This is a genomic window from Dolichospermum flos-aquae CCAP 1403/13F, from assembly GCF_012516395.1.
Lineage (GTDB): Bacteria > Cyanobacteriota > Cyanobacteriia > Cyanobacteriales > Nostocaceae > Dolichospermum > Dolichospermum lemmermannii.
Genome location: NZ_CP051206.1, coordinates 1907381 through 1923093 on the forward strand (window position 1 = coordinate 1907381; position 15713 = coordinate 1923093).

13 protein-coding genes are annotated in these 15713 nt (G+C 38.2%); 7 read left to right on the forward strand and 6 right to left on the reverse strand.

The window, feature by feature from the left end:
• Window positions 1-17: 17 nt before the first annotated feature.
• A complete protein-coding gene (locus HGD76_RS09285) occupies window positions 18-1325 on the reverse strand; it encodes an ATP-binding response regulator (RefSeq protein ID WP_168652273.1) in 1308 nt (435 codons plus the stop codon).
• A 1361-nt stretch (window positions 1326-2686) separates the two neighbouring features.
• Here HGD76_RS09285 and HGD76_RS09290 point away from each other — a divergent pair.
• Window positions 2687-3409 (forward strand): response regulator transcription factor, encoded by a 723-nt coding sequence (locus tag HGD76_RS09290; protein ID WP_015078446.1) that lies wholly within the window; start codon window positions 2687-2689, stop codon window positions 3407-3409.
• Here the strand turns inward: HGD76_RS09290 and HGD76_RS09295 are convergent.
• A complete protein-coding gene (locus HGD76_RS09295) occupies window positions 3386-4723 on the reverse strand; it encodes a lipid-A-disaccharide synthase-related protein (RefSeq protein ID WP_015078445.1) in 1338 nt (445 codons plus the stop codon). The two genes, HGD76_RS09290 and HGD76_RS09295, sit on opposite strands and share 24 nt — an antisense overlap.
• 110 nt (window positions 4724-4833) lie before the next feature.
• The gene (locus HGD76_RS09300) at window positions 4834-5667 is read right to left on the reverse strand and encodes a carbohydrate ABC transporter permease (RefSeq protein ID WP_015078444.1); all 834 of its coding nucleotides are present in this window, start codon (window positions 5665-5667) and stop codon (window positions 4834-4836) included.
• Between the two features lie 235 nt (window positions 5668-5902).
• Between HGD76_RS09300 and HGD76_RS09305 the strand changes: the two genes are divergently transcribed.
• From HGD76_RS09305 to HGD76_RS09330, 6 genes are all read left to right on the forward strand, one after another.
• A complete protein-coding gene (locus tag HGD76_RS09305; RefSeq protein ID WP_168695613.1) occupies window positions 5903-6739 on the forward strand; it encodes a D-alanyl-D-alanine carboxypeptidase family protein in 837 nt (278 codons plus the stop codon).
• Between the two features lie 179 nt (window positions 6740-6918).
• Window positions 6919-7500, forward strand: a complete 582-nt coding sequence (locus tag HGD76_RS09310; RefSeq protein ID WP_148763916.1) for a TIGR04376 family protein — start codon at window positions 6919-6921, stop codon at window positions 7498-7500.
• A 522-nt stretch (window positions 7501-8022) separates the two neighbouring features.
• Complete coding sequence (locus HGD76_RS09315) at window positions 8023-9516, forward strand: reverse transcriptase domain-containing protein (RefSeq protein ID WP_168695614.1); 1494 nt, start codon at window positions 8023-8025, stop codon at window positions 9514-9516.
• Between the two features lie 476 nt (window positions 9517-9992).
• Entirely contained in the window at window positions 9993-10175 is a 183-nt protein-coding gene (locus tag HGD76_RS26240) for a hypothetical protein (RefSeq protein ID WP_407644811.1), read from the forward strand.
• 173 nt (window positions 10176-10348) lie between these two features.
• Window positions 10349-11986, forward strand: coding sequence for an IS1634 family transposase (locus HGD76_RS09325; RefSeq protein ID WP_168697410.1), 1638 nt, complete (start codon window positions 10349-10351; stop codon window positions 11984-11986).
• 495 nt (window positions 11987-12481) lie between these two features.
• A complete protein-coding gene (locus HGD76_RS09330; protein WP_168695615.1) occupies window positions 12482-13435 on the forward strand; it encodes a nucleotidyl transferase AbiEii/AbiGii toxin family protein in 954 nt (317 codons plus the stop codon).
• Window positions 13436-13446: 11 nt separating this feature from the next.
• On the opposite strand, the gene HGD76_RS09335 is transcribed toward HGD76_RS09330, so the two are convergent.
• The 3 genes from HGD76_RS09335 to HGD76_RS09345 are packed head-to-tail and all read right to left on the reverse strand — an operon-like array spanning window position 13447 to window position 15659.
• On the reverse strand, window positions 13447-13944 hold the full coding sequence (locus HGD76_RS09335) for a hypothetical protein (RefSeq protein WP_168695616.1): 498 nt from the start codon (window positions 13942-13944) through the stop codon (window positions 13447-13449).
• 33 nt (window positions 13945-13977) lie between these two features.
• The gene (locus HGD76_RS09340) at window positions 13978-14889 is read right to left on the reverse strand and encodes a ParB/RepB/Spo0J family partition protein (protein WP_168695617.1); all 912 of its coding nucleotides are present in this window, start codon (window positions 14887-14889) and stop codon (window positions 13978-13980) included.
• The gene (locus tag HGD76_RS09345) at window positions 14889-15659 is read right to left on the reverse strand and encodes a ParA family protein (protein ID WP_168695618.1); all 771 of its coding nucleotides are present in this window, start codon (window positions 15657-15659) and stop codon (window positions 14889-14891) included. The genes HGD76_RS09340 and HGD76_RS09345 overlap by 1 nt, the downstream gene beginning before the upstream one ends.
• Window positions 15660-15713: the final 54 nt, after the last annotated feature.

The window sequence follows — 15713 nt, forward strand, 5'->3', positions numbered from 1 at the left end:
GTTAACTTTTTGGTAATCTACAACCTGATATGAGGATAATTCATTAAAGCTTTGTTCGGGGAATATACAGAATGAAAATGATGCTGATGAGAACTAAAAACTACATTACCTAAATCTGCTGCTAAATTGATTCTTCGGGGTAATTCTATTTTAAACGTTGAACCCACTCCTAATTGACTTTCAACACATATTTTTCCTCCCATTATCCCCACTAGTGAATCAATAATAGCCAAACCCAAACCTGTCCCTGAATATTTACGGCTGATACCTTGATCAATTTGATGAAATGCTGCAAAAATGTTTTGAAAATCTTGAGAAGCAATCCCAATTCCTGTATCTTTAACAGTTATTGTAACTTGATTTTTAGGTGTTTCTCGAATTTCTACCCAAATATTGCCAGATTCTGTAAATTTAACAGCATTGGTCAGTAAATTAGTTAAAATTTGCCGTAATCGGGCTGCATCATTAAATACTGATGTATTCTCTAAGTCTGTTTTGACTAACAAAGATAACTTTTTGGCCTCAGCTAAGGGGCGGATTTCTGTAACTACGTTACTAACAACTGCTGATAAATCCAATATTTCTGGCTTTAGTGCTAATTTCCCAGATTCTAGCTGAGAAAAATCCAGAATTTCATTGATCTTGATCAGTAACTCTTTACCATTATTGAGAATTTTCTCTACCATGACCAGTTGTTGATCTGTCAATTCACCAAATTTAGGACGTAATAGAATCTGTGAAAATCCAATAATCGCATTCATGGGAGTTCTTAGTTCATGGGATATGGTGGCTAAAAATAGTGATTTTAAACTGGATGCTTCCAAAATATTGAGGTTTTGTTCTTGAATATGCTGCTGCTGTGCTGTGAATTCTTTCTGCTGTAAAATTAGCTGTTCACGACTTTCTTTAAGCTGTTGATTTGCTAAATTTAGCTGCATTTCCGTATGGTGAATACGAATTGCACTGCGTAACATTTGAGCTATGGTTTCTGGAGATAATTTAGACTTAATAAAATACTCGGTAGCACCTAATTTTATCCACTCTTGGGCTATTTTTTCATCTCCTGAATCTATGAGAATTACTAAAGGAACTTTAATCCCTGAAGATTGTAATTTATGAATTAATGTTAAGCTGTCTTGATTTGGTAAGTGATAGTCGAGAAATATGCAATCATAGTGATTATGGATTAGGGCAAAGAAGGCTTGACTCCCATCCTTAACTTCATCAATTTCCATCTTAATACCTGTTTTAGTCAGAGCTAAACTTACTATTAAGCCGTCTACCTGATCATTTTCTACAACTAAAATTTTTAGCGGTTCTTCCATCGGTTTTTCTTTTTGCTGTTAAATACAGATTTATGTTCAGCATTTCTGTTTTTACAGTCTCTAGATTGTACAAATAATCAACATGATTTTTTGCTGAATTAGCAGATTTATTCCCAAATAAAATAAAATACTTTATCCAGTTAAAAACATTGTAAATTACTAATTCATTAACTGTCCTCACCCATTAGTGAGAGTTGCATGGAAACATTATGTACCATTAGCGTAAGTATTTAAACTTAAAGAGTAGGAATAATTGCTAAATAAGGATCACTTACCTCCTGCGGATGAATTGGTTTTTAGAGCAGGTAAGTAGGTGAACGGAAAAAAACCGTAGACGCGGAGCGGCTTCTCGAAGAGTAATATGTAACGAAAAGTAAAATCGCCCAAACCCTCTTCACTCTTGCCTCTGGTTACTGAGCGAAGTCGAAGTATTGCCTCTTGCCTAGTGCCATAACGACGATTTTCAATGCTAACCTACTTAGTTGCAAAGCTGACTTAATCAGCTTTTTAACCTACTTAATTTTTGATTTTTGACCTCCGCATTGCGGAACTGCCGTGTTGAGTCCATTGTAAATTTGGTGATCATGGTGTAACTGTAATTTTTCTGATTTGTCTCAATAATCTCATTTGTTTTGGGAAAAATATCTATATGTCTTTAGCTAGATTTTTGCATCTATTGAAATTCAAAAATCAATTATTCATTATTCCTATTGGTAGATGTTTAATGGTTCACAGATCGTATATGCTCAAGGTTGGGTAAATTGAATACAATTCTTAAAAAACAAAACCTTCTGTCTATTAGCACTACTTCAGAGGTAGTCTAATTATCATGGGTGTAATAGTCAGTAACTCAGCCCTAAAGGGACTGAGCTTGTAATTTATTACAAGCTGTACTGACCAGTCTAAGTCTTCACTGACTACGTTTTTTGAGTCACGACACCCTGGAATGCGAAGCTAGTTCCCTGCTCTGTCATTTGCAATTAAACAGTTTTAAAGTCACTGAAACAGTGTTGCAAGTCTAAAAAGCTCTTAAAACATTGACGAAGCTAACATCACCCCGAAAGGGAGGCTCTTCGGAGCAACACATTATGCGTACAGAGTTGGGAAATTTGAATCGGTAATTGTCCCGTTGAAAGTACACCACAAAAGTACCCCGAATTTCTTAACTCCAAGGCGGTAATGAAAAAATATTCAAAGCGGTTAAAACCGTGGTCAGTGAGCAGTTCGACAAGCTCACTGTAACACTTGTCGAACTGCCCGTGCCGTGGCTGGTGAGCCATATCGATAGCGTAGCGTGGCGTTAGCCATACCATCCCTCTCAGGGCTAAAGCCGCTGAGTTTCCCACTTACCGGGTATTCTTATGAGTGAGATTAGTATTCTATTAATTGAAGATCACGATTTAACCCGCATGGGACTCAAAACTGAATTGCAGTCACACAGCGGCTTTAAGGTGATTGGTGAGGCAGCCAATGCGACTCAAGGACTAAAACTTTTAGAAACAATCAAGCCAAATGTGGCTGTGATAGATATTGGTTTACCTGATATGAGTGGAATTGAGCTAACGCGTAAATTTAGACGTTATCAGACAGAAACGGGACAATTTCAGACGAAAATTTTGATTTTGACGATGAATAATACTGAAGATGCAGTTCTAGCGGCTTTTGCGGCGGGAGCAGATTCTTATTATATGAAGGAAACAAGTATTAATAAATTTACTGAAGCTGTAGAAGCAACTTTTCATGGTAATTCTTGGATTGATCCAGCGATCGCTAGTGTCGTATTACGAAAAATGCGTCAAGGTGTCCCCGGTGATCATCAATCATTGGACAAGCCAAAAACTGTAAAAATCGAAGCTCTGGAAATAGAATATGAACAAGTTTTAGAAACTTATCCCCTCACCCAAAGGGAACTGGAAATTTTAGAATTGATTGTGGGTGGTTGCAGCAATGGCCAAATCGCCGAAAAATTATATATTACTGTAGGTACAGTAAAAACTCATGTTCGCAATATCTTAAATAAACTCTGTGCTGATGATCGAACCCAAGCAGCCGTGCGGGCTTTACGTTCTGGGTTGGTAGTTTAATTTTTCCTGCAAACATTCTGCAATCCGTTGTGCTGCACCTGCACGTCCCATGCGCTGCAACCCATTTTCAGCAATCTCATGTAAGAGGTCAGGATTTTTGAGTAGAGATTGGATAGCGGGGAGAACTTGTGATGGTTGGTTGACGAGGGTGAGAGATATTCCTAAAAGCCGACTTTGAGCTTCTGCAAAAGCGGGGTTGTATTGAGGTCCATGACCAGAAATAGCGATCGCTGGTTTTCCCAAACCGATGAATTGTTCTGTTGCTGTTCCAGCCATAGCGATCGCCAGATCACCTAAATGTAAGCATTCATTATAGGCTTGTTGGGTCAGGATAAAATAAGCATTTTTTTGGTTAAAAGTCAAGCTATCAGGGTCAGAAATTGCTAAAGGAGATTGATCACACCGTCGCCAACCTTGAATGTGTAAAGTTTGGGATAAAATACTACAATCTAAACCAGGAGCGATCGCCCCTAAAAAAATCATCGTCCCCGCAGCCCGAAAGATGGAATCTGGTTGTCGTAAACTAGCCGTCAGCGCAGATACAGCAATCATGATGATTTCCCAATTGTTGTAAGCTTCCGGCGCACGAGAACCGGGTAACAGAGTCACAATCAAAGGCCGAATCACTTCTTCGAGTTCAGCATCAGGACGATAAAACTGTTGTGCGGTAAAAATCTTCTGCAAACCATCCATCATGGGATTCCCCACATCCACAGCGGGAATTCGCCATTTTTTGAGAATTTCCGTAGTCAGAGCATCTCTAGGAAACACAGCCCGACAACGGCCACGACTCATCAACCATCTTTCCCAAGGATGGTAAATTGAACCAGAAAAATTTTCCCACCATGCGGACTTTGATTTTCTCGGTAATAATCCCGCTTCATCGCGCACATAGTATTCTGATTTAGCAGTACCTACAAAGGCATAATTAGCACCACTCACTGCTGCAAACAACAGGGGAACAATATCCCCCACCGCTAGAATAGCTTTGGGATTACCTAACTTGGTTTGTGAACTTACCCAACTGCGGATAGATTGAATTTGATTAAGAGTCAACTGCACCAACCCACCCCGCAGATCGCGCATTAATTCGCGGCTATCCATATATATAAAACCACCAGAAGGCATAGTCTGCACCTTACCAATCATAGAAATATCTATTTGTTGATAAGCACGTCCTTCACCTACTATTGGTAAAGCAAAAATATCTGGTGGAGAAGATAATTGTTGTAGAGCCTGGATAATCCGAACAGCAATGATATCTTCTCCGTGACCATTGCTTAAGACTAATAACTGTAAACGAGAATTGGTCATTGATTTTTAAAATACGCTTTAATGGCATAGGTATCACTTGTCAATGTAATAGGACAAGGAATAATAATTCGCTCTAAATCTAAATTTAAGCTCTTTGTTTATCGGCATTTTTAGCCCTTGACTCCACTCCCTGTATCCGTAGGAACAATATATTTTTGTAGAAACAAAAACAATAATAGCACTGGAGTAATAGAAATTACTGAACCAGCAGCTACCAACCGCCAATCTAAAGAAAATGTTCCCGCTAACTTAGCTACCCCCAAGGGTAAAGTATATAAACTTTCATCTTGGATGACAATTAAAGGCCACAAAAAGTCACTCCAAGCACCAATAAAGACAAAGATAGCCAAAGTAATCAGCGCTGGACGAATGGCAGGTAGCATGATGTGCCACCACAATCCTAACTCAGAACTACCATCTAAACGAGCCGCTTCTTCAATTTCCTTTGGCACACCTATTAGAGCCTGCCGTAATAAAAATATACCAAAGGCAGATGCCAAACTAGGAAAAATTATTCCTAAGTAACTATTTCTCAACCCTAGTTGCACTGTCAAAATATATAAAGGAATCATGACAATTTGGAAGGGAATCATAATTGTGGAGACAATGGCTATGAAAATCCCATTTCTGCCCACAAATGATAGTCTGGACAAGGGATAAGCCGCTAAGGAACAAAACAACAAATTTAAACCAACTGTTAATACTGATACTAGGATACTGTTGTATAAATAAGTTGCGAATGGTAAAAATTGCCAAACTTTAGAGAAGTTTTCTAGTGTTGGCTGACTAGGTAATAATTGGGGTGGTGACTGCCAAATATTTTCCGTTGGTGATTTTAGTGCTGTGCTGATTAACCATAACAATGGAAACAGCATCACGATAGCGATCGCACTGAGTATGCTATAAATAATTAAAGTTTGGATGCGGGAGTTTTTTAACTTCATATTTTGTTAAAAATGATTAAGTGTAAAGGTTGTTAATATAACTATTTGTAACCTAAGAAATAAACTTTATCCTATAATTATACACACTAATTTTACCTCAAGTGACAAAAAACCAGATCCCTGACTTCTTGAAGAAGTTGGGGATATGAATCCTGACATTGTGTCTTAATAACATAAATTCTAGGAAATTGTGGGATATGATGAAATCGAAATTTTCAAAATAAGTAATATTTTTATGAAACCAATTCTGCAAATAGCAGCATTTGTAACTATAATTATTTTTGTGAGTGTTACCTTGGTTTCTGTCCATAAAGTTTTTCGAGATCAGTTAATACTAACTCCCCAAATTGCCAAAGAATGTTTAACTAATTCCAGCTTACCTTGTGACAATTCAAAGTCATCTATAAATATACCATTTATTCCCGATCAGAAATTAGATGATCAACAACGGTTTTTAGCAACAATTGCCAAAAAAATCCCCACCATTCCCCAGGATGATACTTTTGAATATACTTTACTACGTTCCTATGGAACAGTATTTATTAATCAAGAGTCAGGAATTAATTTACCACAAAAAGTGATTTTAGATAACGAATCAGAAACAAAATCTTTTCAGAAGACAATGAGTATAGCTTTAGTAGATGGCACTCAAGAATGTTATTTACAAAAAACCGCAGCAGCAGCTTTAAATAAGGCGAAAAGTTTAGAAAATATTCCCCTTAAATCAGGTTATGCTGGTGATTGTCTTCGCAATTTTGCCACTAATTTAAGATTTTGGAATAAATACGCAAATAGTGAAACATTAGCAAGAGTCAAAGCCGGAAAAGAAACAAAAATTCTCGGTTTAGTTGCACCCCCCGGTACGTCACAACATCTGTGGGGATTAGCAATTGATTTACAAGTATCAACATCAACCCAAAGACAGGCTTTAAATGAAAATGGTTGGTTTCAAACTGTAGTTAGTGATCTTCCCCATTGGACTTATTTAAGCCAGAGTGAAGATGATTTACCCAAATTTGGATTACAACAAAAAACTATCCAAGGAATTAAATATTGGGTAACACCAATTTAATTTGTCAGTTGTTAGTAGGGGCGAAGCATTTGGAAGATAAATTATCGGTCATTGCCAAAAATAGTTCTCCAAATGCTTCGCCCGTACAGTTGTCAGTTGTCAGTTCTTAGGAGAAAGAAGGAAATTTCCCTGTTCTCTGTTATAAACTAGTAAGATATCCGATAGTTGGAGTTTTAACAGTGAGTTTATTTGATGATTTAAGTCGGTTTTTAGAAAGTCGTTTAGAAGAGTTCTTGCGGAATAACCCTCATTTAGAGTTAGAAGCACTTTTAGAACAACTGCGGGAACAAGAAGAAGATACATTAAAGTTAATTGCTGAGTTACAATTGCAAGAGAAGCGATCGCAAGATGAAATTCTCAGCACAGCCCAAGAAATCCAAAAATGGCATATTCGGATTCAAAAAGCCCAAGCCGTAGGTAGACAAGACTTAGCCACCCCAGCCCAAGAACGAGAAGCAGCCCTACTGCGAGAAGGAAATCAAATGTGGGGACAAATGCAAGGTTTAAAAGAACGCATTAACCAATCCCAAGAACTACTTCGCAAAATTCAAACCCGTCGTCAAGAAGTACAAACCAAAGCAGCCGAAGCACAAACAGCTAGAACCAAAGCACAAACCCAACAAAAACTAGAAACTGAAACTCATGGCTGGAATACATCTACTAATTCTAATAGTAACTTTGATGATTTAGAAAATACATTTCGCCGTTGGGAAACCCAAGATGAATTAGAGTGCGATTCGTTGTTAGTTGAATCACGGTAAACAGCCCGTACATAAGCTAACCAACCCAATCCAATCATGGAGAAAGGTTGAACTCTCGGTCTGATATGGGTGAAAGTCCCATCTACCAGACTCAGGTATGACTCCCTACCTACCCACACTGACTAGACTCGGTTTCTAGAGGGTGAAGCTGGGAACAGGACGCAATCAGACATCCGTTGTGGGGTGACACTTGGCGTTAATGGGGAGTTCCTACGGTGAAACAGAGCCTAAAGAAGCAACCTACATCTAAGCAGGACACAATACCAAAACCTGACTTCATTGGAGTTAATTCCCGCCGCACTTTCTAGTGGTAGCGGTAAGAGTCCAGGGAATCCAATGGTTGAATTGGCTACATCTAAGGGAACGAACAATCTAACCGAGGGAACGAATAAAAACGGATTGAGGGTCTAAGGGCGGTCGAACCCTATAAGTAGGCTGGACGAGCAGCGGAACTCCCTCAATTCGGGTAGGACAGACCGTAATTGGTCTGAGGTGTTCAGAATACACAAATGGTCGCAGAGCATGATTAGACACAGAGAAAACTCTAGTGAATCCTGGAAAACGTTACCTTGGAAGAAATTCCGCCGTAACTTATTCCGCCTACAAAAACGCGTGTATAAAGCTGTTCTTGTTGGAGACAAGCGCAAAGCGAAGTCCTTACAAAAGCTGATTCTGAAATCAACCTCCGCAAGATTACTGGCTATCCGTCAAGTAACACAGCTAAATGCTGGGAAAAAGACAGCGGGAATAGACGGTCAAACCGCGCTCTCATTCGAGCAAAGGTTTGAACTAAGTGAAAAACTTAGAACCGAAGCTAATAACTGGAAACACCAGGGATTACGTGAAATACCCATCCCTAAAAAGGATGGTAAAACCCGGATTTTCAAAGTCCCCACTATTGCAGATAGGGCGTATCAATGCCTCATCAAATACGCATTAGAACCAGCACACGAAGTAACTTTCCATGCTAAAAGCTATGGGTTTAGGACGGGACGCTCGGCACATGATGCACAAAGACAACTGTTCAACAATCTAAACTCCAGCGCAAATGGAATGGATAAAAGGGTTATAGAACTCGATATCGAAAAATGCTTCGACAGGATAAACCACTCCGCCATTATGGATAAACTCATCGCTCCTAAGAGTATAAGACAAGGAATCTTCCGATGTCTCAAAGCCGGAGTCAACCCAGAGTTTCCCGAACAAGGAACACCGCAAGGTGGGGTGGTAAGTCCACTGTTAGCCAACATCGCCTTAAATGGGATTGAAAGTATTCATAGATACCATGAGGACTCTAAAAAAAGAATCACAGACAAAACCTCAAGGGAAAAGATTATTGAGCCAACAATCCGATACGCGGATGACATGGTAATAATACTTAGACCACAAGACGATGCCACAGAAATACTTGACAAAATTAGTCAGTTCCTAGCAGAGCGGGGAATGAAAGTCGGTGAGAAAAAGACAAAGCTAACCGCCTCGACAGATGGGTTTGATTTCCTCGGCTGGAACTTCAAAGTCCAGAAAAACGGGAAGTTTAGATGTACTCCCTCAATGGATAACTACAAAGCTTTTCGTAAGAAAGTAAAACACATCGTCAACAACTCGAATTATGGTGCTACCACAAAGGCTGAGAAATTAGCCCCTGTAGTTAGAGGTTGGAGGAACTACCACCGCTTCTGCAAGATGGACGGGTCGCGTAACTCGCTATACCACATTCAACACAGAGCTTTCAAGGTATTCAATAAGGAAACTAAGCAAAATCGCTACACTAGCAAGCAATTACTAGACAAGGCGTTCCCAGCAGTTCCTTACTCCGAAAATAAACACATCAATGTTAAAGGTGAAAAATCGCCCCAGGACGGAGATTTGAGTTATTGGAGCGAGCGTAATAGTAAGCTCCATAACAACAATACCTCTAAAGCCCTCCAACGGCAAAACCATAAATGTGGACATTGTGGATTAAAAATGCTCAGTGATGAGAAGGTACATTTGCATCATGTTGATGGAAACTAAGTAGAACGGCTTGAATAATTCAAAGTTTGTAGTGAGGAATTTATTCCTCATTTGAGGGCTGAAGCCCTTACTACGAAATCATCTCCAGATTTTTTACATTACTTAATCTACTTTGATTTATTTTCGTCTACTTACTTATAACAATTGAAAACCTAAAAACCTTCTAGCCATTCATGAAAGCTGCCACGATTATATTCACATGAGCAAACGCGAAAGCTAAGAACATCGAAAGCTGGGTGCGGTGAAAGTCGCACGCCCAGATTTAACAGAGAGGAGCGAGGGATAATACCCGCCTTCGACTCTACCAAAACTCAAACGAAACATGGGAAAATAATTATGTATAACAAGATCCCCGACTTCTTAGAGAAGTCGGGGATCTAAATGGCATTGAGCCGAGATCCTTGCTCAAACGGAAATAGAGTGAATGGGGAAAAGCTATTCCCTCCGAGCGCCAAAGGCGTAATTATCAACAGGCAATTCGAGAATATTTAGGTATAAAACCTTATGATAAAGCTGCCCAAAAGTTGATAGCAATTGTTGTCAGTTCTGCCGCCGAAGTTAAAGACCATCCTGCGGATTTAATCAACATTACAACCCACATTCCGCACCCCAAACTGTCACAGATCAAAAAAGCCCTTAAAGTAGTACATAATAACTAAAGTCAATTCAAAAATTAAGATGCTTAATGATAATAAATAGCATTAAAAGCGAAATGGTGTGAGAAAGTGAAACTTGGTAACAAAAGAAAAAAATGAATTGATAACCAAATAAGAAATAATTGATAACAACAGAAGTATGAGAGGAAACTGTTGTGAAATTAAAACCTCAAGAAATGGAAATTCAGAACATAGACCATCTAGGGATAGTAGCAGGAATCATAGATTCAATCGGAATAGTAGAAATAATAAATGAATTAATAGGAGTCGAAAAAGACGAAAAAGTAAATGCAGGTCAAGTGGTAAAAGCCATGATAATAAACGGGTTAGGATTTGTCTCCAAACCGTTATATATGTTTCCCAAATATTTTGAAACAATAGCCTGTGAGCATTTAATAGGAGCAGGAGTAAAACCAGAATATCTCAACGACGATAAATTGGGGAGAGTCATGGATAAACTGTTTATAAAAGGCTTAGATACAATCTTTTTTATCATAGCCTTAAAAGCTGCTCAAAAATTTGGAGTATCACTATCAACATCACATCTAGACTCATCATCAATGCACGTGCATGGGCAGTATAACACTAGCTTACCATTCGTAATATTTGAGAGTCAAAAAGTAGGAAATAACCAAGAATTAGAAGAATTAGCAGTAAAATCACCAAAAGAAATAACCATCACCTACGGTTATTCTCGTGACCATCGTCCAGACTTAAAACAGTTTATCATAGAAATGATATGTTCAGGAGATGGAGACATACCAATATTTTTAAAACTAGCATCGGGAAACCAAGCTGACTCATCATGTTTTGGTAAAATAGCAGTAGAATATCAAAAACAATTAGAAGTTAATAGTCTCATGGTTGCTGACGCTGCTTTATATACAGAATCAAACCTGAAAATGATGTCAGAATTACGTTGGTTATGTCGAGTACCATTAAGCATAAAAGCAGCAAAATCATTAATATCAACATTAGCAGAATCAGAATTTATTGATAGTACAATACCAGGATATAAATTAGCATCAAAAATCCAAAATTATGCAGGGATAGAACAAAGATGGTTAGTAGTGCAAAGTCAAGAAAGAAAAGAATCAGACCTGCATAAGCTCACACAAAAAATTACCAAAGCAGAATCAAAAGCTGTGCAAGATTTGAAAAAGTTATCACAAGAGAGACTTGCATGTGTTGCAGATGCTATCAAGGCATTATCAAAATTATCAAAACAATTCAAATATCATCAAATTCACGAAAGTACGGTGACTCAAGTAAAATCTAATAAAAAAGATACTTCAGGAGAAATATCCTATCAAATATCAGCTACAGTCTCCCAGGATGAAAGTAAAATTAATACAGAATTGCTGAGTGCGGGACGTTTTATTATTGCGACAAATGTTTTAGATTCAAAGGAACTAAGCAATGATTCTATGCTCAGGGAATATAAAGCTCAACAATCATGTGAAAGAGGGTTTGGTTTTCTCAAAGACCCATTATTTTTTGCCGACAGTATTTTCCTCAAAAGTCCTGAGAGAATAGAGTCTTTGGGAATGATTATGGGTTTATGTCTACTGGTTTATACTTTGGCTCAACGTCATATTAGAAATGCTCTTTTGGAGTCTAAATCAACAATTAAAAATCAATTAGGCAAAGCAACTAATCGTCCTACTTTACGCTGGATTTTTCAATGCTTTCAGTGTATTCATTTGGTTACACTCAATCAGGAGAAACATATTTCTAATTGGAATAAGGACAGAGATTTTATCTTGAGTCTTTTACCAGATGATTGTTTACGTTACTATCAATTAGTCAGCTAATTATCATCTCTATCAATTTAATTTCTATGAGTAAAGATGAGCTAATCTCTTTGATTTATAGCTCCATTTTACTATGTCTATAATTTCGTTTTTTACTTTAATTGATTAGTCTAACTTATAATTATTTCTTGAATATCTCCTTTCGCTTATTCATTGACCTCTCCAGGTGGTGTGCATTCTTATTGCTTCTTATTGAGAATAGATTTTGATGACATTTTTGGTGATTTACTGTTTCTCAAATGCCTTTTTTCACTTTATCTGTTTGTTTTGATGCTTCCTTTGATTTTCATCTCCGTAATTTCCCTCTGTAACATTTTGGGGTGCGGAATGTGGGTTATTAGGATTTTATTAATGTTTTTGATAAATAGATATATGGGGTATAATTGTAATATGTCTTTGACAATTATAATAATTATTTATCAATGCGAAACCTGACTCCTGCTTCAATTTTCTTCCTATTCCCTGATTCAAAATCCTCAACTTCAGTAATCCCCAATGTTAATTAAACCTCAAATTAAAACTCCAGAGAAATTACCGTTTTTAGAAAAATTATGTTGGCAAAGAGAAGATATAGAAAATCTTACTCCTTTAGAAATGCTGAGAATATATGAACGAGGGTGGCACTACCGGGGAGTTTTAGGCAACTTGAACCAAATAGAAGCCTTATTTGTGCAACAATTAGCTCAATATTATCATTCATGGTTAGGAGCAAAAATGTTTGAAAGGGAATTTCATCAAAAAATTTTAATTGTTCTTAATCAATTAAATGCTAATTTTTTATTAGAGTGTGGCGCGTATTTTGGCGGTGGGACTCTGGTTAGTTTAAATCATGGGGAATATAGATTAAGCAAGGATATAGATTTTCTCTGTTCCACTGGTACTGGCTACCGATTACTACGACAAAAAATAGCTGAAAATCAATATAATGCCCTTTTTAATACTCAAAATAATCTCAACCTACCCGGAGAAATTAAAGCTGACCAGTACGGAGTAAGATTTGCCATTGTAGTTGATGAAACTCTGATTAAATTTGAGATAATTATGGAAGGACGGATTGAATTGGGAGAAGCAGATTATCCCAGTTGGTCGCCTGTCCCATGCTTAAATCAAATTGACAGTTTTGCAGAAAAACTTTTAGCTAATTCTGACAGATGGAATGATTCCTCGGTAGAGTCGAGAGATTTAATTGATTTGGCTATGCAAAGGCTCAATTCTCCCATTCCTCAAGCAGCTATTGAGAAGGCAGAATCAGCTTATCCTGTAATTGAACCTTTAAAAAAAGCGATATCCTTTTTCCAAAATCACCCCAATTATCGAGACAAATGTTTTACGGCTTTGAGAATTGCCGAACCTAGTAAAATTATTGATGGTATTGATTTAATGGCGGCTGATTTTAATTTAAACAAGACAACTAGAATATTTAGCGAATCTCAACAAGACTGGGAATGATGAAACTATAGTCACTTGGTTTCTAACAAAGTTGAAGCCACAGAAATATCATATCTTTGTCCAGATTGTTTCACATCAAAGTCCATGATTAACCGTTTAATGTGCGAGAAGTGCTGATTTTTTCTAGTAATTAGTTCAGTAATCATTTGTGTAACCCCCTGTTGAGTTTCTGCATCCTGAGACGACAACTGTTGTTCCAGGAAAGTATCAAGTATTGTTTTTTGTTCTGATTCAGGCATTACCGCAGCATTCCAGGCTATTGCAGCTAAACTCAATAAAGCCTTACATTGTTTCAAATTGTGTACTGTATCTAAATAAGGTTCAACGAACTGTTGGAGAACCTCTGACATTTTTATAGCTCCCTTGGGTTCTATCGGTATATTTGCAGCCAATTCCCCAAATACACCCCCTTGCATCTTTTCTCTAAGTGCTTCGAGATTTTTATGTTTCTCTTGGGAACTCTGTTTTTGTTTCATCAACTCATTAAAATCCTTAGACTTTCTCGCCATAATGTATCTCCTGTTTTGATTATTTCTGGGGTTCTATTCTAACAATTGTTCTAAATCACCCAACAATTTCTCTAGCTTCTTGGTTTTCTTCACATCTTCCCACACCTGGGCATTCTTCAACCTTTTACCAAGCTCGGAATATTTAGCATTCAATGTCTCTTTTGGTGTAGTTTTCCCTGGGGTTAATTCCTTTACTAACTGCTTAATCTCACTTAAAGATAGATTTTCATTAAGAACTTTATCCAGTAGTTCCCTACGTTCACCCTCATCTTTGAGTTTAGCGATCGCCCTAGCTTTGGTATATTCTAGTTGACCCTGCCGCAATATTTCCAATACATCATCGGGTAAATTCAATAATGGTAAACGACTGGTACGAAAACTTTCAGCAGTGAATCTCCCCACACCCAACAACACCAATCCCACAATTTCCAGTTGACGGGAAACGTTTTCCGTCAGTTCTAATCCCCGTTTTTTGGCGTTGGCGACTTGATTGAGAATTGATATAACCTCACCAGAATTTACATCAAGTTCCATACAGAGTAACTCTAAAATCCCCTCAGTTTCTTCAACTGGGTTTAAATCTTCCCGTTGCAGGTTTTCCAATAAAGCAATTTGCAGGGTTTGGAGGTCAGATAATTCCTTGGTGATAATTGGTACTTCCGTCAACCCCGCTTCTTTGGCCGCCCGGAGTCGGCGTTCACCAGCGACTAACTCAAATTCACCATTAACAGCACGCACCAACAAAGGTTGTAAAATCCCGTGTTCTTTAACTGACTGCACCAGTTGATTGAGTTTCTCAGGGTCAAAATACCGTCGGGGTTGTTGAGAAGGTAAACAAATTTTATCAATATTAACGGTGGCAGTTGGTGATTCTGATTCCACATCCATACTCAACAAATCTTCCACACCACGCATTTTTGGGAGTTCTAAAGGTTTCTTAACCATTACAGTTTCTCCATCCCCAATGCTATCTTTTTCAGAACTGCGATTCCTACGGAGCGCTTCGCTATCGCTGGATGTTTGGGGTCATACACAGCCAAGGGTTGACTATTCATGACTGCATCGGCAAAGGCCGTGGCACGGGGTATCTTCGGATAAACTTTGGCTAGTGGTGATAACTGCTGTTCCAAAGCCTCCAAAATCACTTTGTCTTGGTTGGCATTTACGTACAAGGTTGGCACAAATCCGGCGATCGCTAATTTCGGATTGATATGTTTCTTCACCTGTTTGATGCTATCCAACAATAACTCCGTTCCCTTGAATGCTTTGTAATGAGTCTGAACTGGGACTAAAACATGAGTAGCAGCACAGAGTCCGAGAATACTGAGAATACCTAAAGAGGGAGGACAATCAATCAAAATGAAATCGTAGTTATTTAAAATGGGTTCTAAAGCTTGTTTGAGTCGTAGTTCCCTGGCCATAACCGCAGAGAGTTGTAATTCTACCGCACTGAGGGTAATATTAGCCGGGGCTAAATCCATACCGTGTAAATTGTGGTGAATTGGTAATTTAGTCTCTGGTGTGAGTAGTGAGTCAGCAACGATTTCTTCAAGTTCATGGGGTTCAAGTCCCATAAAAGTTGTCAGGGATGCCTGGGGGTCAGTATCCACCAGTAAAACTTTATGTTTGCGGGAGAGATGATAACCCAAATTCATCGTCAGACTGGTTTTCATCACCCCACCGGCTTGATTGAAAATAGCAATAATTTTAGTCACAATGTAGTTCAGTTCTTGGTTTACAGGCTATGGTAATACTTGAGAGTCAGGAAA

Bases quoted from the DNA above. Each gene is read 5' to 3' on its own strand.
- HGD76_RS09340 (WP_168695617.1), bottom strand. From the start codon at position 14,889: ATGGTTAAGAAACCTTTAGAACTCCCAAAAATGCGTGGTGTGGAAGAT.
- HGD76_RS09335 (WP_168695616.1), bottom strand. From the start codon at position 13,944: ATGGCGAGAAAGTCTAAGGATTTTAATGAGTTGATGAAACAAAAACAG.
- HGD76_RS09305 (WP_168695613.1), top strand. From the start codon at position 5,903: ATGAAACCAATTCTGCAAATAGCAGCATTTGTAACTATAATTATTTTT.
- HGD76_RS09285 (WP_168652273.1), bottom strand. From the start codon at position 1,325: ATGGAAGAACCGCTAAAAATTTTAGTTGTAGAAAATGATCAGGTAGAC.
- HGD76_RS09290 (WP_015078446.1), top strand. From the start codon at position 2,687: ATGAGTGAGATTAGTATTCTATTAATTGAAGATCACGATTTAACCCGC.
- HGD76_RS09330 (WP_168695615.1), top strand. From the start codon at position 12,482: ATGTTAATTAAACCTCAAATTAAAACTCCAGAGAAATTACCGTTTTTA.
- HGD76_RS09315 (WP_168695614.1), top strand. From the start codon at position 8,023: ATGATTAGACACAGAGAAAACTCTAGTGAATCCTGGAAAACGTTACCT.
- HGD76_RS09300 (WP_015078444.1), bottom strand. From the start codon at position 5,667: ATGAAGTTAAAAAACTCCCGCATCCAAACTTTAATTATTTATAGCATA.
- HGD76_RS09325 (WP_168697410.1), top strand. From the start codon at position 10,349: ATGGAAATTCAGAACATAGACCATCTAGGGATAGTAGCAGGAATCATA.
- HGD76_RS09295 (WP_015078445.1), bottom strand. From the start codon at position 4,723: ATGACCAATTCTCGTTTACAGTTATTAGTCTTAAGCAATGGTCACGGA.